This is a genomic window from Maribacter forsetii DSM 18668 (assembly GCF_000744105.1).
Taxonomy (GTDB): Bacteria; Bacteroidota; Bacteroidia; order Flavobacteriales; family Flavobacteriaceae; genus Maribacter; species Maribacter forsetii.
This window is the reverse complement of the sequence record NZ_JQLH01000001.1, coordinates 3880098-3902509: the sequence shown is the minus strand read 5'-3', so window position 1 is coordinate 3902509 and position 22412 is coordinate 3880098. Positions and strand designations below refer to the sequence as shown.

Below are 22412 nucleotides of genomic sequence, written 5' to 3'. Positions count from 1 at the left end.
TTTATATAGTTTTTAAAATTAAACTCTCTAATACCTCTTGAAATTGACCACTCCAGAAAAACTGTTCGCCATCATTTTTTCTATACAGGGTAAACCCAATTAAAAGGTGTTTTTTATAATATAGTTTTGTTACCTGAAAATTTTTCATAGCAACAATTGACTTCCATTTTTTTGAATACTCATTTTTGATCATTTTAAACTTTCTGGAAGAACATACATGATGTAATCTCAGTTTTGTAAAATCAGAACAGTCAATACAGTACGTGTTTTTTGTAAACTGTATTTCATTAGTGGTAATAGAAACCCGTTGTATAATTTGAAATTCCTTGGGGGATATAATGGAATTTTGTTGCTTAATTATTCTTGAAAGAATCTTATTGATTGTTAGGTGTAAAACTTCGTTTTCATTGTAAATCGGAATTGCCCTTTGAATCAACTCTGAATAGAACGATTTCATTTTTATATTTAGTACATGGTTTCCATATAAAACCCCAACTATTTCACCATTCACTGTAATTGCATATAATTTTTCAATAGTATGTAAAGAATCCGTATTTAAAAATTCAGCAACTAATGAATCCGATTCTTTAACTAAAAACCCTTCCAAAGAGTTATATAATAATCGCCACATTCCATTACTTTTTAAGTTTATAAAAAGTATAGATGAGAATCGCAGGCCAAAACAAGATATAGACAACTTTATCACTGTTAGTTATTTTGATGTCTTCAGAGTCATGCGATGGTAGGTTGTCGATTTCAGATGCCATAATTGTTAAAACCGATCCGATAATTAAGTAAATCAAAATGAAATTCATTTAGTTTTTTTTATAGGTTAATAATCAATATTTAAAGAAGTGTGTAGACCTGTAAAAATTAATATATTGGAAGGTTTTTATTTAACCTATACATTATTTAGAAAGTACTTCATAAAAAATATTTGTGTTAAAAAATCATGTTGCTTGTCGATTATTCCTAGTTAGAACTTCTGTAATGTAAATGACCTGACATATAAAAAAATAATATATGTATTTCAAAATTGATGAATTTTTATAGGCTTCGACTACGGAATCCCGTAATGGTTTTATTATAACTATCTCTATTTTTATACATAGTAGAGATGATTTTTTTAATCACTAAAGGATGCTAAATTCAATATTATGCATCAAAAAAAGGTTAGAAAAGGATAGATTAGTGATTGTTTTACTCCAGAATTGACAAAGCAATTCAAGGTTGAAATGTATGCTGCGTTAAAGAAAATAGATATGATTCCTGTAAAGGCTGTTCTTGATAAATATAGTATTGCAAATTTTCAAGATTCCATAGATTTCGTTGAAGCACTAGACTATTGTTTAAATGGCTGGAAAAAGGAAAATATGAGTTCTAAGGTTTACAGTGAAGTAACCACATCGGATAGTAGATGTATTGCATGCGAACATGGTAAAGGAATGATGGTTTATCAGTTTGAATATATTCATGCAGCTGCACCAATACCAATGAATAGGGTAGTGTATGGTTGGGACTTTGGTATTTTGTTGGATATTAGAAAAGAAATACTCCATGAAGTTAGGGTGTGTAATGCGTTTTTGGAAAAAGATGAAATGGAGAAACTAAGAGTATTTTAATTTTTCCTGAAATTCAAGAGCATGTACTTTTTCAAATATGATAATTAACTGGACCAAGCTCTTTTGGTTCAGGCATATTTAACACCCAAAATAAAACATATTCGCCCAGAAAAAATCGCAAAAGTCCTCAAGTAACATAATTTTATTTTTCATTTTACGGAAACCCGTAACTCTATTTCTACTAAAGTTATAATTTGCACGAAGACTCCTAAAATTAAAGGAGTTTTGGATGATTTAGACTAGGCTATATTAGTAAAATACTACATAATTAATGAATCAAATATCGTATAAAGAATTATTAAAGAGTATTGGTGAAATTTATAAAAAATATGAAGAACTTGAAAAAGTGTCAGGGGAGGCTTTTAACATTTTTAAGGTTATAAATGTTACTTCAGACGAAGTCAGGTTGCATTCCAAATTTTTAGCAGAGTTATTAAATCGTAATGGCTCGCATGGTCAAGGAGATGTATTTCTAAAACTTTTTGTAAAACAGTTGGGTATATCATTAGATACTTCGTCTACCACTGTTAAAGTTGAAAAATATATTGGTAAGATTACAGATTCTTCTGGTGGCTACATAGATATTTTTATTTCAGATAATAAGGGTCAAAGTATTACTATAGAGAATAAAATTTATGCGGGCGATCAAGATAATCAGCTTTTAAGATATTTTAATTTCAATCCTAATAATATTCTATATCTAACATTATGGGGTGATACGCCTGAAGATTATAGTTCAAGTGGACTTATTATAGATGAGGAATTTAAACGAATTTCATATAAAGAAGATATAATTGATTGGTTAGTGAGCTGTAGAAAGGAAGCTGTTGAGTTACCGCTATTACGTGAAGGTATATCACATTACATAAATTTAATTCAATTATTAACGGGGCAAACAGGAACAACAAAAATGAATAAAGAAGTAAAAGAGTATATAGCATCATCTTCAGAAGTATTGAAGCAAGCATCTTTGATAGCAGATAATATAAATGACGCAAAAGTTCAAGTTCAATGGTCGTTTTGGGAAAGTTTAAAAGAAAAGCTAGATGCAGAGGGTTTAACGTTCTTGGAAAAGAAAAAAGTTACTTGGGATAATGTGAATAGTTTCTAAAATCAAGCAAGAAATAAAGATGTGAATTTTGGTTTTTGGGTAAAGCTTTATGAACAGAATAGTATAAGTGTTCATTTTGGTTTAGAATTACATGAGGATATTTATTTCGGATTCACAGTTGAAAAAAATGGTGAAGGAGGAGTTTCCAATCTTACGGAATTTAATGAGTTGAAGAATATAGTAGCTGAAATTAACCCTAACTATACAAATAATCAATGGTGGTTGGGATGGAGATATACAGAAGAAATATTAAATTTTAGAACATTCAATACACAAGCTGTTTTTGATCTTGCAGATGAAAAGAAATTAGATGAAAAAACAAATGCTATTGCAGAAGATATTATTAAGGATATTAAGGAAATGAAAAAGTCATTAGAGGGTAATTTAATTGTTTAAGAGTAACTAATGAGTTTGATTGCAAAACTATTTTATAAGCTGCTATTTTGAACTCCTAAATTTTTTGCAAAAAGGAAGAGGTTGTTAGAAAAAGGTATGGATACTCTACATTATTTAAAAATTTATAACCTATTTCAGGTTGAGCGAATCTTTTAATTTTTCGACACTAGTTTCAGAATAAAAATATGCATTTCCTTTTTTTTCGAAATCAAGTTTATTTTCAATTCTATAATGCATTAAATCACAACTTTTAATACTTACATGTTTTTTCACCTCTTTACTTGTTAGCCATTTAGATTGTCTATTCATTATTAGGTTTTGGTCTTCTTAGTCGAATTGCTTGGTTTAAAATTACAGGATTATTTTAATGACTTTAAATCATATGAAAAAAAGTTTTTTTTAGTAGTTATTGAATTGCAAAAGACAGGTGTGAATATATTATTTGGTCACTAATTTTTTAATAATGCTAACTATAGTATGTTGTTGTAGGGATTTAACAAATCTACTTTTAAGCATACTAAAATTAGCAATGAAACCTTCAATTGATATTTTAATCTCGTTTGGAAATAAAGTAAAAACCTTCAGAAAAGAAAAGGGTATTTCTCAAGAAGAACTAGCATTTCGTTCAGACCTTCATAGGACTTATATAGGAATGATTGAAAGAGCGGAGAAAAATATCACACTTAAAAATATTGAAAAAATTGCTATTGGGTTGGATATTTCAGTTCTGGATTTATTCAAATAAAATTGTCATAGGCTATTACAAAATCTTTTAAAAAAACAAAAGGCGTATGTTTAACAACGAGTTCTTTTTTGAACTTCAAAAGCTAAGAGAATCATCTAAAAATGCAGTTGCACAAGGAAATTCATCAAGCTTAGATTACTTTCAAGAATATCTTCATGTCAAACGCGAAGTTGAGATGGATCTATCTGAAAAAATAAAAGAATGTTCTAAATCTTCAAAGGCTGAACTAATTTTGGTATGTGGAAATGTAGGTGATGGTAAATCACATATATTATCACATCTAAATAATGAACTAAAGGAATTTATAGATGTTTTTAAAATTCACAATGATGCTACAGAGTCCCACAATCCCAAAGAGACTTCAAACGATACATTGAATAGAGTTTTAGATGATTTTAAAGATATAAATATTAAAGCATCCAAAACAAAATTAATTCTAGCTATAAACTTAGGAACACTCAGTAAGTTTCAAGAAGACCATGAATCTGATTATAATCAATTATTTAATTATGTTAAGGAACAAAATATTTTAGATGCCGATGTTATTTGCCATACAATAAATAACAAAAAGTGTAATTTTCATCATGTCAACTTTACAGACTATCACATGTACTCTTTATCATCTGAAGGACCTAAGTCTATAATAATATCTACATTATTAGAAAGAATTGTTGCTAACATTCGAGAAAATCCAATTTTTGCGGCGTATGAAAACTATGTGGAATATTTTGAATGCGCAGAAATGTGTCCAATAAAATTTAATTACGAGTTTTTAATGAAAGTTGAGAATCGTGATATAGTAATAAATTTGATTATCCAAACTATCGTTAAAAATAAACTTATAGTATCAGTTCGTTCTTTGTTGAATTTTTTCTTTGAGCTGATTGTACCAATAAACTTATCTTGGGATAATCTAGAGGTTTATACTTCAGAACTAAAAAAGCAAAAAGAGTCAGATTTTTTCTTGAACATCATTCCTAATTATCTTTTTGAGCATCCAGAATTGTCTTCCTTGTTTAATGCCATCTCTAGATTAGATCCTTGCAGGCATCGCTATGAAGGTTTAGATTCAACTTTAATATTATTGATTAATTCAGATAATCCTAAAGATGTTTTTACAGAAAATATAAATAAAGCTACGCTGGAAGTCTTGAATGACAAAATATCAAGAGAGAGTCTATCTCGAGAAGAGATTACAAAATTATTTATCCGTTTAAAATATTTTCAGAGTTCAGAAAGGAGCCATAAACTAAGTAATACATATTACTATGAATTTATGTCCTTGCTTTATGACTTTAATAACAATAAAAAAACCGCTATTAAGGAAGTTTACAAGCTAGTGGAAGAATCAGCTAGAAGATGGAATGGTGATCCAAAAAAGAATAACCGTGTTGTTGTAAATCTTGGAAAAAATCAGTTAAAATATAGGATTCTCAAAGAATTTTCTACAAAGCCTTTTTTAGATGAAAAACCAGAAACCAATAATCCTCTTGTAACTAAATTTATCCAGGAGTTTACGCTCTCTTTTAAATTGAAAAATTCTGATATGCCATATAAAGTGCATATTGACTATAGACTTTATGAAATGCTAAATCGAATTTTAAAGGGGTATAGGCCAAATAAAAAGGATAATAATAATAATATATCTTTTGTTAGTTTGATCAACAATTTTATTGGCGATGGAGATTCTAATTCTATGCTCGAAATAGATGAAGTTAACATTGGAAAACCTGCTGATTATGCTTTGTCAGTTGATAGTTTCGGAGGGTATAAATTTCAATTATTATGAAAAATATTAAACTAAATAAAGAGGGTGAAGAGGGGCTTGATAAGTTGTATTTTAAAGGCGGTAAATTTAGTCATATAACAGGGAGTAAATTAAAATTCTTGCCATTTAATACTAAATATAATAAAAATTGTAAGTCAGATTTTAAGGTGTTTCAAGGTGTTGTAGGGGAGTGCTTTAGGATGTCAAATGATAAGCAGTTCAGTAAAGAGCTAACAAAAGATAATGATAGTTCTTTTAAAACAAAACTTAAAAAACACATTCTCAAAGAAGCTGTTAATAAAGTTGATACTGAACATCCAGAAGATTTTAAGGAGGTTATAATTAATTTATTTTTTGAAGAAGATGGTGATCTTATAAAGTTTAATAAAAAAATGCTTTCTTATATGAATTTTATAAATGAGCATGCCATTCTAAAGGAAACAAGCAAATTTTTTTATGACATCTTTTTAAATACGAAAATCCTTAGTAATAAAGACCTTGTAAGATCTGAAAATGACAACCTTTTTTATAAATTAATAATAGATTGTTTACCTGAATTAGAAGATAAGTCAAAAGTAAAATCGAACATAAAATACACGAATGTTTTTGACGAGATTACTGAACTTTTTTTAAACGATTTTAATGTTTTATCTAATCGGGAAGACTTGTTTTTAGAACATATTGAGGATTTATTTAAATATTATTATTTTTTCTATTTAAGCCAAACGGCTATTAACTTAAATAAGTTTGGAGGAACTAAAGAAATAAAGCCTATCTGTTTTTCAATGGATTGGGAAACCTTGTCAGAAACTAGACGGTCCTTCAATTTTGGATGGAAGCATACCTTATTAGATTTAGAAAATTTATTTTCACATGCTAACACCTTAGAGCTATTAAATTATATTTCTATAAATGATAAAAAAATAGGGGATTATGATACTATCGTAGGCTCGTATGAAGGTTTATCAGAGGATAAGGCAAAAGAATTTGTTTTAAAAGTAAAAGAATTATCAGAATTCTATCAACCACAAATTGAATCTTTAAAAAGCCCATTCAAAATGGGGAAAAACTGGAAAGATTGTGAAAGCTCTCTTTCTAAGAGATTATCTACGAAAAAATTTAATAACGAAATACAAATAGAAATCTATTCCCTCTTTTATAGAATTGATTATCAGTTTAGAAATTCACAACGAGAAAAACCATATAGTGATTATTCAAACTGGCTAATTGAATTTTTTAAATCAAATTACACAAAATTTAGGGGAAGGTTAGGTTACACTACATCAATAAGTCAAGAGACGTTACTCTTCTTTACTAAAATTTGTATTGAGGATAAAGATAAAATTAGACTTAAATCTTTGTGGAGTAAGCTAGAAGAAAGGGGTCTTTCTTTTGATGAAACATCAAAAGTTGAAATTGTTAAACTATTTGAACGAATCAATTTACTTGAGAAAAAAAGCGATAGCGGAGATGCACAATATGTCAAATCAATTATATAAATATATAACGGCGCTTATAGTCGATTATTTCGAGTTACAGAATATTAAACCAGGCGAAAGGTTTAATCTCTATCTAGAGAATGACAATCATGTAAAGGGTATTTACAAATCGTTTTCTAAGCTAACATCTTTACCTGTCATAAGTTTTAATTATACACATCCCGATGGCAATGGGCTATATGAAACTTTTTATATAGAAGTAGGTGAAACTAAAGTAATTGTTTCGTCTAGCACAAATGCATCGGAAGATTACTTTACAATGCTTCGTAATCAAGTAGCGGAACAAAAAGGCGCATTTAAAGATACTGCTATTTTAATATTGTTTAGTGGGAAATTAGACAGTTTGATTGGAGGCTCTGGAAGTTTACTAAAAGAGGGAATGCCTTTGTATTATAAGAATTTTAAACAAAAAATTATTTATGATATTGACAGTAGTACATCTTTAAATAAGCATGAGAAAATAACATTAAAGGAAGTTCTTGACCGCAAAACCAATAGTGTCGTAGAAGATAATAATACAATTTTTGATTATTCTGGTGTAATAATCACAATGTCTAAAGGTAAAATTCATGACGAGGATTTTTCCAAATTAGGGTTGTTTAAGAATTCTGAATTGGAAACAATTTCGGATACTAAAAAAATAAAAACAATTTTAAGCTCCACTTTTGAATTATATGAAAATTTAGAAAATATTTTTTTACAAGGTCATCCGGAAATTGAGTTGGAGCGTTTAGTTTCAGAAACGGGTAAGCAGAAAATACTTAAAGCTGATAAATGGAGTGATTTTGAATATCCAGAAATTGAAAGATGGATTGACGCTAAAAAGAAAAGAGTAGCGCCTAAATTCGATGACAATATTAATGATGATGCATTTGTTAAAATTTGGTGCAGACCTGAGGGTGATACTGTTTCAAAAAAAAGAACAAAAAATATTATCATTTTTAATCCGTCAGAAGAGTTTCCTGTAAATTTTGAATTGAAATGTGACCAACCTACAAAAACAGCAGGTATATCAGTTCAAAATAATAAAGATTTAACTTCTGTTTTGAGTAGTGGTAATAGTTTAAAAGTAAAAATTGACGGATACAATTCAGATGAATTATTTACTGAAATTTTATACAAAGACAAGGAAACAAAGAAAACATATAGATTTAAAATTCTTTGCTTGCCATACTCTGAACTACTATTAAATAAATTTGAAAACAATTATTTAATATCTAAAGAAGGAGCATTAATTATAGCGGAAGATAATGATGAGTTTCTGTCATTCAATATAGGAAGTGATTCAAAATTTGAAACTACACTTCTTGCAGATAGTGAACATACTATAAATGATAATACAGAATTAAAATTAAAAATTGATTATGAGAATCTTTCAGAAGATAACATTATCAGTTTTTGTTTGAACCTAGAAAAGTTTAGCCTAGTTGTTAATATAAAGCCAGAATCTGATCCTCCTAAGCCAATTATGGGAATTGATGTTTGGAAAAATAAAAGACAATTTGAAAGCCACTATAAATTTATTCTTAATGAAGACAGTCTAAAATTGGCTTTTAAAAATAATGAATATCATGTAAAGGGGGCTTTTAGGAATAATTTGCTTTTAGAAAAACAAATTATTGATAGTAATGGGTTTTCATGGGAAGAGCTCTCAGGCAAACAATTGCATAGCATCTCTCTAGAAATAAGTGATAGATTAAAAAAATCTTTTAATAATTTAAGAGATTATTATCTTAAAGAAAAGTCACTACCTAGTCTAATGTTTCTTAAAGATGAATTAAAGGAACTTGCCGAAGAATATGTTGATGTTTATTATGAAGAATTAAATAAAATTGAAGAAGATAGACCGCTACAAAAAAGTGAAAAAGATTTGGTGTTACTTGGTGTAATTCAAGAAAAGTACAGTGACGGTTTAATTAAATATTCGCCTTTACATCCTATTAATATTGCTTATCAATTAAACCTAAATGGACAGCTAAAACAAGAGGAAATATATAACGCAATATTAAAAAGACTTAATCCATCAAACCTAATTCCTTATATAGAATTACAAAAAAACAAAGTTTTTACCCAAATTGATTCGATTGATACTCCAGAGTGGATTAGTTACTCAAAAATGCAGGATTCAGAGCAAGCTGCTCCTAAAGATTTTGTTAGTAAACTAGTTACTACGAAAATAGAAAACTTTACATATAATTTCGATTTTCTATTTTCTCAATCTAAGTATTCTCCTATCAAATTAAATGTTGTCAACTTAGGAGATTGTGAAGAGGTTGTTCAAGGTTTATTTGAGTATTATAAAAGATATTTAAATAAACATTTATCTAGTAGACCATCTGATCTTTTGACTATTGATATTAATATTTACGGTTCAGATCAGTTAGTTTCAAAGTTTGAAGAATTATCTTATTTTAATAATGTTGAGGATATTGAAAGTCGACTTAAAATTAATCTAAAGACAAGTAATTTTGAAAAAGAAGATTTATTAAATATCTTCTTGGAAAAAGTTAATTTTTACAGTAAGCCAATTCCTAAATCAAATGAAAAATACGAATATTCGCATATCACTTTTTATCAGTTTAACCGGGTAAAATCGGGTAGTTCATCTAATAAACCTTCTCAAGTTAAGTCAGGTTTATCTCTAAATGGATTAATGGCTGATATCCCTTCGACGCCAATTGCAGAAATTTATAAATCAGGTTTTGGTTCTAAAGATTTGCCTTCAGATAAGTCAACTTTAATTAAACTTGTTTGCCTTTATAATTCAGCAATGAATGTTGTTGCAAACGAAGATAATTATGAAGTAGACAAAGCTATTTGTACTACAATCAATTTTCAAGTTAAGGAAAAACTCGAAAATTTATATATAAACTCGCAATGGGTTACGTTTATTGATCCAAAAGTAGATTTAGACTTCTTTCAAGAAGAAGATGATTTAGTGATAATTCATTACAGCGACCAATTTAATAATTCAAGTGGTTATGATTCTATTACTGTTTCAAGAAAGACTAGCCAATATGCTAATATTGTAGCTGAATTTTTAACAAAGAATAAAGTTGAATACAATACTAGTACAGATACCATTAAGGTCATTAACTTTTTTAATGCTATAAATGGTGACTGGCTACTAAAACTTATTAGGCAAGACAGTCAATTCCCTCGGGAAAAAATTAGTTTGCTATCTGGCATTAAGTTGGCCTTAACTTTTCTTTACACCCCAAATATAATTTGGGTTCCTGTTTCTTTAGAGGAGATTCTACGTGTTTCTGGTAGTGCAGGACTTAATATGCAAGACGGACTTTTCTCCACCAAAAATCTAAGAACAAAAGAAAGCTCCTTCAGTGACGACTTGTTGATGATAGGTCTTGAAAGAAGAGAGAACGGGGTTTTGCAAATGCATTTATATCCTATCGAATTGAAAATAGGAGGGAGCAATCTTATTAGAAAAGGAATTGAACAAGGTAGACGTACCGCTAAACTTATACGTGAGCATGTTTTAAAGGCAGGATTTCTTGGTGAGTTCTATCGTAATTTTTTCGCAAAAATAGCATTGACTAGTGCTGAAAAAATGAAGTTGTATAACATTTGGGAAGTACAAAATTGGAATCATGTTATAGATGATTTTAGATACGATTTAATGAATAACAATTTTATTATATCTAAAGAGTTAGATTCAAAATATGGTTCTTTTGGTGTAATTCATTTTGGTAAGGAATCATTACAACGAAGAATAGAAATTAATGAAGACTATGTGCTTTCTAGATTATTTGAAGAAGACGGGTATAACTTTTTAGTTAAATCTATAGAAGATTTAATTGAGTTATTTCATAAGAAAGAAACTGGAATCGAAAAAAAGAATCTTCTTATCAATAGATTCCTTAATAATGCTGAAGAAAGTCAACCTGTTGAAGAGATTTTAAATCAACCAGAAGAAGCAAATGATAAAATTAAAATACATTCTAAAAGTGTCGAAGAAATCCCTTCAAAAATAAAAGAAGGCATTAAAGTTTTATTTGGTTCTGAGTTAAAGGATGATTCTAAACAAGTTATTTGGGAGCCTAATAATACCGATAAAGTAATGCATACCAATACTGGTATTATTGGTACTATGGGTACTGGTAAAACACAATTTACAAAGTCATTAATATCTCAATTAGTTTCCAATCAAGATAAGAATATTGGTCCAGATAAACTAGGGGTTTTAATTTTCGATTATAAAGGAGACTATATAAAAGATGATTTTGTGAATGCGACTTCAGCTAAAGTGTATAATCCTTTCCATTTACCATATAATCCATTAGCATTAGATGCTACAGAGCAATCTAAACCAATGCTACCTTTACATACCGCTAATGATATTAAAGAAACAATTTCTAATGCATTTAATTTAGGAAATGTTCAAAAACAAAAATTACGAGATGCTATTATAGAAGCATATGAAGCTAAAGGGATTTATAAGGCTAAAAGGAATTCTTGGACGTTACCTCCGCCTACCGTAGGTGATGTTTGTGATATTTATATGCAAGACGAAAAAGTAGCACAGGACAGCTTATATGCTGCTATTTCTAATTTACAAGATTTTGAGATTTTTGAACCAGATGTATCAAAAACAAAATCGTTGTATGATTTGGTGGAAGGTGTTACTGTAATTAATCTATCTGGTTATGATGAATCTATACAGAATTTAATTGTAGCAATTACCTTAGATGCTTTTTACACGCAAATGCAAACACATGGGCATAGTATTATAAAAGATGGCAAAAGGCAGATTAAAAAGATGATTTTAGTGGATGAAGCGGATAACTTTTTAAGTAAAAACTTTAATTCTATAAAGAAGATCTTAAAAGAGGGTAGAGAGTTTGGTGTTGGTACGGTATTGTCTACACAGTTCTTAAACCACTTCTCAACTAGTGAAAACGACTACTCTAACTATATTTTAACCTGGGTAATACATAGAGTAAGTGAAATTAAAACTAAAGAAGTAGAATCTCTTTTCTCTATAGAGTCTAGAGATCAAAGAGATAATTTAATAAAAACAATTAAAGGATTAGAAAAGCACCAGAGTATTGTTAATCTAGCTGGTTCATCACCTATTTTAATAAAGGATAAAGCTTTTTGGGAGTTATTGAAAGCAGAATAATATTTTTGAATTAATCAAATAATAATCATAAGATTAGTTCCGATCTTATGATTTTTTAGATATAAACATGCCTAAACAAAATAAATATAAATGCATTCATGAACACAGTGCCGATTTAGCGTTGATAATAAACCAACTAGGATATGAAGATGTACATAATTGGTTGATGATTGCTTCAGGAATTAAAAAAATAGAGTTCAACTGGAATAGGTTTGATAAAACTGATAGTAAAGAATGGTGCAGACCTTCTTATGAATATGACGTAGCAAAAGGAAATGTAAGTCAATTATATATTAATGAGCTAACTGTGTTTAATTATGTATGGGGTGGTTTTGAAAATTTACTATCAAAAAGATACTCTAAAAGTCAAATTAAAAAAGTAGGCAAAATTAATCTTTGTGTCAAAGAGTTTGAAAATTTTGACGAATTACTCATTGAAGATTATAAAGTTTTTAAAGAAAGATTTTTCTTGATGTTCAATAATTCATTAGAAAAGAATCTAATAGAATACAAAAAAATAATTCCTCAGGAGGAGATAAAAATCATATATAATATAAGAAATAAATTTGCTCATGGTGATCTTGAATTCCCAGAAGATACAGAGTATAATTCTCAATTAAATAGCCCAATAGATTTAATTAAACTTATAAGAGCTAGCACTAGAATAATACTCTGTTATATTCAAAATTTAATTTTAATCTCGAATAGAGGAGAGTTTGTATATTCATATCTAAATAATTTATTTTTAAATGTTGAACTTGATGATTATGGAGATGATATGTTCCCTTCTGAATTTATTTTGAGAAAACTTCACCTGAAAGAGTTGTTTAAAAATGATTTATCGATTACAGTTGAAATATAAATTTAAGTAAGTGGATCAGGTAAAATAGCATCTTCATTTTTTAAAATTTCTCTATAATTTTTCAACAGATCATCAGTTTTATCTTTTGCATATTCATTTAACATATACAAGGTTAAATGAAAAGCTAAATTTTGATTTTTCATCCTAACATCCATTTTTCCAGAGTTCCACAATATTCCATTTAGATGGCTTTCAGGAAAAATGAAACTTAATTTATTAAGGTTTTTAAATTTGTCTAAATCAATTTCAGATGTTATAAAATTGACGTAGATTTTAGCAATCAAAACTAATCCTATTGGTCTATATAATAAATGTGAATTATTTTCCCTAGCTTGTTTTATAGTAATTTCATTTTTTATGAAATAATTTGAGAACTCATCAAGATTTTCAAAAACAAAACTATAAAAATTTTCTGCTATTTTATAAAAGGCATCTACGTGCACCTTATCATTTCCTTTTTCTCCCCTTGGTATTTTATAAAGCTTACTTAAGTGCTTGTTTACTGTATGTAATGCTATAAGGTTAGTAAAGTACTCGTTATCTTCAATAGCTAGATTAGATTGCTCAGATACGGAAATTATATCCCCTCCTTTAAAGTACTTTAAACTCTTGTACAATTTTCTTGCAACAATTGCTTTAATATCATCTTCATCAATAATTATTCTATCACCTTTTGATACTGGTTTGGCATTTGTATTAATATCAGAAAATAATCTTCTGGTTCTAATTCTTCCTTCTTCATCATCAATATGTGCTATAAAAAGAACAGAATATTGATCATCTTTAATTTTTTCAACATCCTTGTCCAGAGCAATTTTTATTCCTTCAACTCTGTGTTGTCCATCTATAGCAAAAATGTTTTCATTTCCCTCGAACACCATTATTCCCATTGAATTTTCTGACGTTTGTATATCATCACTACTTAATTCATCTTCAAATTTTTCCCCCAAATCAAATTCAATCCAATTTGGCACTCCACCAAATACACCTAAGATTATAGAATTGAAAAACCTAGACTCATTATTTAAAATATATCTTGCTATATCGGTTTTTCTTTCTTTTAATTTCCTTTGTAAAACTTCATCTAAATTTGTAGCTTCTCTTATCTCCTTAACAGTTGATACAGACTCCTTAATTTGTTTTGCAGACATCAAAGATGAATAGTAAACCCAATCACCAATTACACCTCTTAAACATGGTAGCGCTATTTTGTATTTTTTCATTAGAATGATTTTTTAATGGATTTAATTCCTACAGGAAAGTCTCTATCATTTGCAATTGGCATAAAAAAACCATGAAGAGCTTCTTCTACTTTTTCTAAGTCTTGCCAAGGAATTTGAACCAAAGAATAAGCAACATGAGCTTCTCCGTAATACTTTGATAATAACCTATGTAATTTTTTTCTTTTATTGATGTTGTTATAATTGAGATAATCCCCTATTCTGTCTTTCAAAGGTCTGTTTGAGCCTTTTTCTCCTGAAATACCAACATAAATTATATAACCAGGATTTCCGTAAATAAGGTTCTTTGGTTTTATAATAAACATATAAACTCCAATATCATTACTTGTGATTATACTATTTAAGTCAGGTCTACTGTCAAACTTGAATTCTTGCCAGTCAAAATTACAATTATAACTATCTATTATTCTATAATATTTCTCCCAATAATTTGGATCAAGGATAAAAGTTTCTTCAGAATTTTTAAACCTTAATTTATCATCTAAAGAGAGGTAATCAACTACTTCTCTTGTGTATTCCGCATCTAATAAGTCAAACGTTTTTGTTTTTATCATAAAAATTAAATAATTTCTAATAATCCAACTTCAATCTTCTCGACAAGAAAATCAAATCCATCAATATTGGAACGTTCGTTAATTTCTTCATTTAATAATTGAAGACCATCATCAATATGCATTTTAATGTACTTAGGTAAATCTTTATCTGTTTTATATAAATTATAATGTACACAAATTAAACCCAAATAATAATCGTAATACTCACCAAATAAAACAGATTTTGAATACCCTTTACCTGTAGAATTACCAATGTTATTTAATTCTAATGTTCTGTCTTTAGACAAAGAATAAGTCAATGCAATTCTAGCAATTATATTTTCTGTCCCTAAACCTAAAGTACGTGTTAACTGAGAAACAATTTCCTTATTTTTTTTTGTTGTACTAATTTGAGTAAACATCTGCTTCTTGTTTTAAATGGTGAAATAATTTGTCTACAGGGTATTTTTTGAAGCTAGAACCATCGTTGCTGTTTTCTATTGCAAAAACCTTGTTCACGTTGGGTTTTAAATACTCATATTCCAATTCAGATAATTCTTTTTCTAGTAATGGAAATAACACCACTTGATCAGAAATAGCAGGATAAAACTCTTTAATGATGTTCTTAGAATGGTATTTATCAAATTTCTGTAGAGGACTATCAATAAATACAGGAAACTTTATGCCAGACTCATCTACTAATGCTTTTAATAGTGCGGTAGCATACAATTGTTGTTCTCCCTTAGAAAGAGAATTTTTATCCATTACATCGCCGTTTTTGTCTAATAAATCAATATCCATAACATCATCTAAAACATTTACACGAACATCATAGATGAAATCTTTTTTATGCATAATTTTATTTAAACCAAGTAGAATTGATTTCTGCAAAGAATACTTTTTATCCTCCTTGATCTTTTTAATGATGACGGTTATTTTTTGCAATAGCTTTTCTGTAACCTCAAATTTCTTTTGATCTGTATTAATGAGTTTAAAGTTTTTCTCATATTCAGATAATACCTTGCTGTTAGACGCTAAATTTGTTTTTAATCCACCTAGCTCTTCAATTAGCTTGATTTTATCTTGAATTAAACTTTCAATCTTATTATCGATAATCACTTTTTCATCACGTAATTTAGAAGCGAGATGATTATCTTTTCTAGCTTCGGCTTGTCGAATACTTTGTTGTACTCTAGATAATAAAATTCGATTGTTCTTAACGTCTTGTATTACAGTATTAAATTGACTGGAGAAAGCACCTTTTATGTTGCTATATACAGCCTCAAAGCTTCTATACTGTTCATTGGTAAAATCTAAAAGTATTTTACCTTTTTTCTTATCTACAGTATTACCCTCTTTTTCGGTCAAGGTTACTTTTAAAGCCTTTTCAACTTTAGATTTAGAATCTCCATCTAAGTCTAGTAAATTTAATTTCTCCAATATGGATTTTGAAAAAACAGTAAGCTCTTCTAATAGCACATCTTTATTAATAGTACTAGATTGTGTGTTATACTCGTGACTTAATTGTTTATTTAAGGCTGCTAATTTTTTGCCGGCAATAACTAATGGGGCAATCCCTAATAATTTTTTAAGGTCATTTTTAATTTCTGCAGATTTTGCTTTTAAGGAATCTCGTTCAGTTTTCATTTCCTGAAGTTCCTCTAAAGTGATCCCATTTCCTTCCCTAATTAATTTCTCTTGAAGATTGTCGCTATTTATTTTATGGCTTAAAATCTCTTTTTCAATGATAGCAATCTTATCCGTGTTAATTTCTATTAATCCGTTTAATTCCTGTTCTTGATCAACAAGCGCAACTAATTTTGTCTGTTGTTTTGGAGAAGCACCACTTCTTCTAAGTTTTGTTAAAAGTGTTTCTAAATTCCTTTTTAGGTCTTCATATTTTTTAATACCTAATACTTCAGAATAAGCTTTACTCAAATTTCTCAACTCAGCCTTGGATTGTGCTTCTGCTAAAGAAACAATCTTTTCTGCATCAAAAAAGAAAAATTTAGCAATCTCTCTAGGTAGAATAAAATCGTTAATAAAAACTTCGTAACCAACTTCTTTGGTTAATTCATTTTCCAATCCGTCAATAAGTATTCGTAAATCTTCTTTTTCGGTATGTATATCATAAGACCGTTTCAAAACAACAGATTTACACGGTATTGAAGGTATTAAAATATCTGTAAGTTCAACTTCAATAGAAAAAGAAGCATCATTTTCATTGGAAATATTCGATTTTACATCACGATTTAATAAGGTCTTCAAAAATTTATCATAGCCACCAGAAGTCTTAATATCTTTGCGATATTTATCTTCTACTTCGCTCATCATCTTACCGTAAAACACCCAAATTAAAGAGGTTAAAAAAGTGGTTTTTCCAAAACCATTTTTACCGGCAACAATGCTAATATTTTTATCAGATTTTGGAGAAAATGTAATTTCGTTAATTCCTTTATAGATTCTAAAATTCTCGAATTTTATTCTATTTATTTTCATTTATTTGAAGGATTTACGAAGTTTTCAATTCTCTTTTCTACATCGTTATGTAATCCATATTTAGAAATCATTAATGTTTTAGTTTCTTGTAAAGAAATTAAATTATCAATTAAATCATAATACCCTTTGTCATCCTTACAAACATCTCTAAGTATTCTTCGTTCAGTATCGTCTAGAGACTTAATATTATTTGTATTAATATCTTTATCAAAAATTTCTTTATAGAGTTTGCCAACCGTATTATCAAAAAATCCATCTCTATTCCAAGTAACTTGTATAGCTATTAATTCTTGATTATTAATTAAAGTAACGTAAGGTCTATCCTTTTGAACTTCTTTCTGAACTTCTAATAAATCTTTTAAAATTTTATATCTATATTCAGCATTGTAATTTCCGTTGAAACTCCCGTCTTCTCTAACTGCTTCTTGTCCATTTCTACGCGTATTAGATCTATTTTCTGATAAATTACGATGCTCTACCAGTCTATTTCGAAAATCAAGTAATGGTTGCATCCAATTTTGACCTTTTTCAACTAGTGCAGACATAGATTTATCTGTCTTGACAACAGTACAAGTCCAACATCCAAAACGGCTTTGACCACACGAGTTGTGCTCCTTATTTACAACAACCGTTGGGCATTCATAATCATCAGCACTTGCATCCGCATATATTTTGAATAAAATGGAATTATCAAAACCCCAAGGTGATTTTACCGTATTTATAACATACCATACCTCCTCTAAAAACAAATCTTTGATAGGAGAGTATACGTAAGTATTGGTTGTGGTTTGATGTCTAGACAATCTACTTCCAGTAACTTCATGTTTTTTCATAGAGCGCTCTCTTGTAGCGCTTTCTTCATATCTAGTACCAAGTAAAACTATAGCCTCTCCTTTTTTATCAATTTGCTCTAGTAGAAAAGTTGATGTTGGTCTAATTTTTAATTTATCGGTACACCATCTAAAGGCATTATTTGGCACCGGATATCCTTTTCCTATAACATTTACCCAAAAACTCTCTTCTAATTTAGGTGTAGTTTTTTGAACAAAAATTGGTAAATCTTGATCTCTTGCAGATTCACTTATTATAGCGAGTACGTCTTCCACGTAATTTGCAATAATTGGATTTTCAACCATTGTATCGTTACAAACCACATATACTTTTCTTTTTAGTTGAAAAGGAAATGGCATTTCTTCTCTAATTCGTTGTAATGCAATCCAAACTAAAGTTAGTAATACAGTTGAGTCTTTTCCTCCACTAAACCCAATAATCCAGGGTCTATCAGAAGTGTCAGCATAGGCGTATTGATCAATAATTTCATCAATAATTCCCTCGATTTTTTTACTTCTAATTTTAATCATTTACCGAAATAATTTTTTTAAAAATTAAGATTATTTTGTCTAGTACCCAATAGCGTTTCAATATTACTCTACAATAAATATCAACAATACAATTCAAAATTCAAGCAGTTAAACTGAAATATAGGTGGTGTTTTCAGGATATTTTATATGCCGATGTTTTTCGTGCTTTATAAAATGTCAATAAAGTTTAGTGCAAAAATAATTCTAAGTTTTTATTCTTGCTATTATGTGTTTATTTATAATTGATTCTTGCTGTTGATAATAGTAAAATACACTTGGTTTCACTAATGAAATACCATGTATTTCTCAATTCCAAAACGAGTAAAAATATTACCCGGCAACTCATCATTAGTTACTTGTCGGGGATTTCTCCTAGGTGTTTCTACAGATTCTGATTTTTTATTGAAATAGATTTGTGTCAATTGCTTATTTTTTTAAGAAATATTGACACTATTAACGCTACACCAACCACCACATCAACCATATTCCAAATTTCCCTGCCCAAAGCTATTTTGTAGAATGGCTGAAAGAGTAGGGCAAGAGCTATATAAATAAATACCTGTTCGCTTTTGTCTTCTTGATTAGCCTCGTATGCTAAAAATCCAAAACCTGCCAATGCTAGAAAGCGTACTAATTGAAAATAGCCGTATGGCATATCTAATAGGCATAGGAAGAAGAGTATGGCTAGGGATATTTTAATAAGAACTATAATTTTCATTATTACTTAGATGATTTAGGGTTACATCTTTTAAGGGAATACTAAAGTCAATATTATATTTTAATAACTATTGCGGATTCCCGTAATAGCCATAATTATTTTAATTTTTTATAAAGCACGCAAGCTATCTATGATGATAATTCATATTAAAGAATAAAAAAAGGTGTGAATTATTATCACACCTTTTAATTTCTTAAATCTAAAAAAAGCTAAGTAATGAGGTTTTTATTTCCAGAACCTAAATTGGTCAACGATGTCGTTAATAGAATGTAGCCAAATGCTAATTTCAGAAGCTGTTTCAGAATCAATAGATCTCCCTAAGATGTATAAGGTAAAAACTAAATATATAGTCAAAAGTAAAATAGCGCTAACTATACCCATTTTTCTTTTTAAAATATAGATGATGAATGCTACAAAAGTTAAAATAAATAACAAGATTCTTAGTTCTGCAATATTAACAATTGTGTCTGCACTCATCTCAATAGGACCATAAATAATGGTAAATAAGAATAAAGGAAGACCAAGAGCAAAACACACGTCAAAAATATTACTACCTAATGCATTTGATACTGCATCATCATAATTGCCTTTTTGAGCATCTTTCATTGAAAGAATAGTATCAGGAACACTAGTAGCAGCACTTGCTAATATAACGGCAATAAAATATATAGGAATATTTAATTCATCACCCAACCACTCGCAAGACTTAACTAGTAGTAAACATGCTGAACCTATAACTAGCATTGCAAAAATTAAAAGAGCCCATGAATTTTTTGAATTAATGTTATCCTTAATAAATATTGGCTCAAGATTTAATGTGATTAGATTGGTAAACATATTTCCTGAGTCAGAATCATCTTCCTCATCTTCCTCATCTATTTCATCGGCGTTATCTGAATCACTTACAGATTTCATTGAAGTAAGCATATAAATAGAGTATACTGCATATAGTCCCATAAGAATTAAACCATGAGTCCAATTTAGCGTGTCACCACCCAAAATGAATATTAATACGAGTTCACAAATAAGTAGTGAAATACCATCTCTTAAAAGGACTTTCTTTGAAACTTCAACGTGAGATGTAACTCCTTTAAGTACAACAACTAGAATAACTACCGCAGGAATAATCATACCATTGAAAATAGCACTACCAGCGGTAGTACCAATTCCGCCTGCAAATCCGTCTTTGTCTTTTAATATAAATAGGAAAAATAATGTAGTAAACAATTCGGGCATAGATGAGCCAATAGCGTTTATAGTCGCTCCTCGAACTCCTTCACTTAAATTTCTTCCAAGATATTCGGAAGCTGCCTCAAAACCATCACTTGCGCGCCATATAATTACACAACATAGCACAATCGAGAAAATTGAAATTAGAATCATTTATAAATATTTATTGATTAGTTATTGTAATGGTTGCAACTCTTCCACCATCATCACTTGATAGTAATAGCTTGTTTCCTTCTTTTAATTCGACCGATTGACCAATTGCTATAGTTTTATCATTGGTTACATCTTTTAAATTTGGTAATGCTTCATTGACCAAAAGCCAATTGTTATTATGAAAAACAAAGTAGCCGACTCGTTTCTTGTCTTGATTCGTTAATTTTTCATTTCTAATAATGGTTCTGTTAACGTGCCATTTATGAAGTGTAGTGTTATTATACACTACTAAACGTTGATTTTCAGGTTTCCAAACGCCTGGTTTGAATTGATAAAATAAATCTAAGACAGGTATTGATTCTTTGTATTGTGTATTGCAAAATGGACATTTTGTAATTTTTGAATTATCAAAAATGAACCATTGTTGGTCGCAAGATTGATTGCTGCATTTTAACTTTAAATCATCAGTTTTAATTAATGCTTGTTCCCAGCTTTCTGCTAGAGGTCTTTGCCTTGGATCCGCAAGCCCCTTTATAAATGCTTGTTCAAAAAGTTCTTTTAAATATGGCCCAGCTATAGTATATGGCGTAGATTTTAAATCGGTCCACGGCATAAACTTTTTAACGTTATCACCATATTCTCTTTTTAGATTTCGATTACTATTATCGGTGGGGTGCTCCAAGAATAATGCTTTACTTCCCATTAGCAAATCTTCCTCTTCATCTGCTTCTATTGCTCCAAAATAATTACCTCCCCTTAATGGATGCCTATAAAATAGATACATATAAATTAATACTGCTAAAGCATGTAAATCTGTAAGTCGATTTGGTAAGTTTCTATTTGGGTCTTTTACACTTAAATGCTTGGTAGCAACAACTTCTGGTGCAATAAAATCAGCTGTGCCTATTACATCTGGCGGAAACAAACCCGGCACAACTAGACCATCAATATCAATTATTGCAGCGGTTTTAGTTACGGGGTCGATTAGAACATTTTTATATGATAAGTCAGAATGAGCTAAGCCAGCAGAATGTAATCTTTTAACTCCTCTAGCAATATTTACACCTACTTGAAAATAACTCAACCAATTCCCCAGTTCAGATTTGTCAATTTTTAATTTTGAAGTTGGCGATCGAAATTTAGCACTTGCGAACCATTTACCTTCCTTTTCTTTTCCTTTAAGTAGCTCTATATTTTCATAGCCTTTGGCAAAGAAGAAATTTTTAGAATAACATGGGACAATAATACCGGTACGACCATTTTCAGAGATAACATCTGTTGGCCAAGAATAAAGTTCTTTATAGTAATCTCCACCTTCACGATTAAAGAAACTGTTGTAATATGTGGTAACAATTTTTTTTAATCGCTCAATAGAATTGAAGTCTTGTTTATCTCTATATATAGCAACTACATATAACTTGTTAGGGCTAAAATAAACATCTTTCATTCCACCTCTCATTGGATCACCATTATCTACATATTGGTATTTTTTTGAGGGCTCAATAATTGAAGTAACTGATTTTGTAATCATGTT

General features: G+C 29.3%; 18 protein-coding genes. 8 read left to right on the top strand and 10 right to left on the bottom strand.

What is annotated here, in order from left to right:
- Position 1 precedes the first annotated feature (1 nt).
- Entirely contained in the window at positions 2-631 is a 630-nt protein-coding gene (locus P177_RS16590; protein ID WP_036156560.1) for a hypothetical protein, read from the bottom strand.
- A 580-nt stretch (positions 632-1211) separates the two neighbouring features.
- Between P177_RS16590 and P177_RS16585 the strand changes: the two genes are divergently transcribed.
- The 3 genes from P177_RS16585 to P177_RS16575 all read left to right on the top strand — a co-directional run bounded on the left by P177_RS16585 (position 1212) and on the right by P177_RS16575 (position 3129).
- Complete coding sequence (locus P177_RS16585) at positions 1212-1622, top strand: hypothetical protein (RefSeq protein ID WP_157486598.1); 411 nt, start codon at positions 1212-1214, stop codon at positions 1620-1622.
- A 271-nt stretch (positions 1623-1893) separates the two neighbouring features.
- Positions 1894-2733 carry a PDDEXK-like family protein gene (locus tag P177_RS16580; protein WP_051941884.1) on the top strand — a complete coding sequence of 280 codons (840 nt, stop codon included), beginning with the start codon at positions 1894-1896 and terminating at the stop codon, positions 2731-2733.
- A 21-nt stretch (positions 2734-2754) separates the two neighbouring features.
- Positions 2755-3129, top strand: a complete 375-nt coding sequence (locus P177_RS16575; RefSeq protein ID WP_036156556.1) for a hypothetical protein — start codon at positions 2755-2757, stop codon at positions 3127-3129.
- Between the two features lie 129 nt (positions 3130-3258).
- On the opposite strand, the gene P177_RS16570 is transcribed toward P177_RS16575, so the two are convergent.
- Positions 3259-3438, bottom strand: coding sequence for a hypothetical protein (locus P177_RS16570; protein ID WP_036156554.1), 180 nt, complete (start codon positions 3436-3438; stop codon positions 3259-3261).
- Between the two features lie 220 nt (positions 3439-3658).
- Between P177_RS16570 and P177_RS16565 the strand changes: the two genes are divergently transcribed.
- From P177_RS16565 to P177_RS16545, 5 genes are all read left to right on the top strand, one after another.
- Positions 3659-3874, top strand: a complete 216-nt coding sequence (locus tag P177_RS16565) for a helix-turn-helix domain-containing protein (protein ID WP_036156552.1) — start codon at positions 3659-3661, stop codon at positions 3872-3874.
- A gap of 46 nt (positions 3875-3920) precedes the next feature.
- The gene (gene dptF / locus P177_RS16560; RefSeq protein ID WP_036156550.1) at positions 3921-5663 is read left to right on the top strand and encodes a DNA phosphorothioation-dependent restriction protein DptF; all 1743 of its coding nucleotides are present in this window, start codon (positions 3921-3923) and stop codon (positions 5661-5663) included.
- Positions 5660-7141 (top strand): DNA phosphorothioation-dependent restriction protein DptG, encoded by a 1482-nt coding sequence (gene dptG / locus P177_RS16555; protein WP_036156548.1) that lies wholly within the window; start codon positions 5660-5662, stop codon positions 7139-7141. The genes dptF and dptG overlap by 4 nt, the downstream gene beginning before the upstream one ends.
- The gene (gene dptH, locus P177_RS16550; protein WP_167333123.1) at positions 7059-12281 is read left to right on the top strand and encodes a DNA phosphorothioation-dependent restriction protein DptH; all 5223 of its coding nucleotides are present in this window, start codon (positions 7059-7061) and stop codon (positions 12279-12281) included. Before dptG ends, dptH begins: the two co-directional genes overlap by 83 nt.
- Positions 12282-12348: 67 nt before the next feature.
- Positions 12349-13143 carry a hypothetical protein gene (locus tag P177_RS16545; RefSeq protein ID WP_036156544.1) on the top strand — a complete coding sequence of 265 codons (795 nt, stop codon included), beginning with the start codon at positions 12349-12351 and terminating at the stop codon, positions 13141-13143.
- Positions 13144-13145: 2 nt separating this feature from the next.
- Here the strand turns inward: P177_RS16545 and P177_RS16540 are convergent, their stop codons facing one another.
- From P177_RS16540 to P177_RS16505, 8 genes are all read right to left on the bottom strand, one after another.
- Positions 13146-14366, bottom strand: a complete 1221-nt coding sequence (locus tag P177_RS16540) for a DNA sulfur modification protein DndB (RefSeq protein WP_036156542.1) — start codon at positions 14364-14366, stop codon at positions 13146-13148.
- Positions 14366-14938, bottom strand: a complete 573-nt coding sequence (locus P177_RS16535; RefSeq protein ID WP_036156540.1) for a hypothetical protein — start codon at positions 14936-14938, stop codon at positions 14366-14368. The genes P177_RS16540 and P177_RS16535 overlap by 1 nt, the downstream gene beginning before the upstream one ends.
- Before the next feature lie 5 nt (positions 14939-14943).
- The gene (locus tag P177_RS16530; protein WP_036156538.1) at positions 14944-15339 is read right to left on the bottom strand and encodes a DndE family protein; all 396 of its coding nucleotides are present in this window, start codon (positions 15337-15339) and stop codon (positions 14944-14946) included.
- A complete protein-coding gene (dndD, locus tag P177_RS16525; RefSeq protein ID WP_051941883.1) occupies positions 15323-17416 on the bottom strand; it encodes a DNA sulfur modification protein DndD in 2094 nt (697 codons plus the stop codon). The genes P177_RS16530 and dndD overlap by 17 nt, the downstream gene beginning before the upstream one ends.
- Positions 17413-18777: a DNA phosphorothioation system sulfurtransferase DndC gene (gene dndC, locus P177_RS16520; protein ID WP_209435197.1), complete on the bottom strand. Its 1365-nt coding sequence runs from the start codon at positions 18775-18777 to the stop codon at positions 17413-17415. Before dndC ends, dndD begins: the two co-directional genes overlap by 4 nt.
- A 418-nt stretch (positions 18778-19195) precedes the next feature.
- Complete coding sequence (locus tag P177_RS16515) at positions 19196-19495, bottom strand: DUF6804 family protein (protein ID WP_036156536.1); 300 nt, start codon at positions 19493-19495, stop codon at positions 19196-19198.
- A gap of 225 nt (positions 19496-19720) precedes the next feature.
- Positions 19721-20878, bottom strand: coding sequence for a sodium:calcium antiporter (locus P177_RS16510; RefSeq protein WP_036156534.1), 1158 nt, complete (start codon positions 20876-20878; stop codon positions 19721-19723).
- A 10-nt stretch (positions 20879-20888) separates the two neighbouring features.
- Positions 20889-22409 (bottom strand): helix-hairpin-helix domain-containing protein, encoded by a 1521-nt coding sequence (locus tag P177_RS16505; protein WP_036156532.1) that lies wholly within the window; start codon positions 22407-22409, stop codon positions 20889-20891.
- Between the last annotated feature and the right edge of the window lie 3 nt (positions 22410-22412).

Excerpts from the sequence above, each read along its gene's own strand:
- P177_RS16590 (WP_036156560.1), bottom strand. The coding sequence starts at position 631 with ATGTGGCGATTATTATATAACTCTTTGGAAGGGTTTTTAGTTAAAGAA.
- P177_RS16580 (WP_051941884.1), top strand. The coding sequence starts at position 1,894 with ATGAATCAAATATCGTATAAAGAATTATTAAAGAGTATTGGTGAAATT.
- P177_RS16570 (WP_036156554.1), bottom strand. The coding sequence starts at position 3,438 with ATGAATAGACAATCTAAATGGCTAACAAGTAAAGAGGTGAAAAAACAT.
- P177_RS16565 (WP_036156552.1), top strand. The coding sequence starts at position 3,659 with ATGAAACCTTCAATTGATATTTTAATCTCGTTTGGAAATAAAGTAAAA.
- dptF (WP_036156550.1), top strand. The coding sequence starts at position 3,921 with ATGTTTAACAACGAGTTCTTTTTTGAACTTCAAAAGCTAAGAGAATCA.
- dptG (WP_036156548.1), top strand. The coding sequence starts at position 5,660 with ATGAAAAATATTAAACTAAATAAAGAGGGTGAAGAGGGGCTTGATAAG.
- P177_RS16545 (WP_036156544.1), top strand. The coding sequence starts at position 12,349 with ATGCCTAAACAAAATAAATATAAATGCATTCATGAACACAGTGCCGAT.
- P177_RS16540 (WP_036156542.1), bottom strand. The coding sequence starts at position 14,366 with ATGAAAAAATACAAAATAGCGCTACCATGTTTAAGAGGTGTAATTGGT.
- P177_RS16535 (WP_036156540.1), bottom strand. The coding sequence starts at position 14,938 with ATGATAAAAACAAAAACGTTTGACTTATTAGATGCGGAATACACAAGA.
- P177_RS16530 (WP_036156538.1), bottom strand. The coding sequence starts at position 15,339 with ATGTTTACTCAAATTAGTACAACAAAAAAAAATAAGGAAATTGTTTCT.
- dndD (WP_051941883.1), bottom strand. The coding sequence starts at position 17,416 with ATGAAAATAAATAGAATAAAATTCGAGAATTTTAGAATCTATAAAGGA.
- dndC (WP_209435197.1), bottom strand. The coding sequence starts at position 18,777 with ATGATTAAAATTAGAAGTAAAAAAATCGAGGGAATTATTGATGAAATT.
- P177_RS16515 (WP_036156536.1), bottom strand. The coding sequence starts at position 19,495 with ATGAAAATTATAGTTCTTATTAAAATATCCCTAGCCATACTCTTCTTC.
- P177_RS16510 (WP_036156534.1), bottom strand. The coding sequence starts at position 20,878 with ATGATTCTAATTTCAATTTTCTCGATTGTGCTATGTTGTGTAATTATA.
- P177_RS16505 (WP_036156532.1), bottom strand. The coding sequence starts at position 22,409 with ATGATTACAAAATCAGTTACTTCAATTATTGAGCCCTCAAAAAAATAC.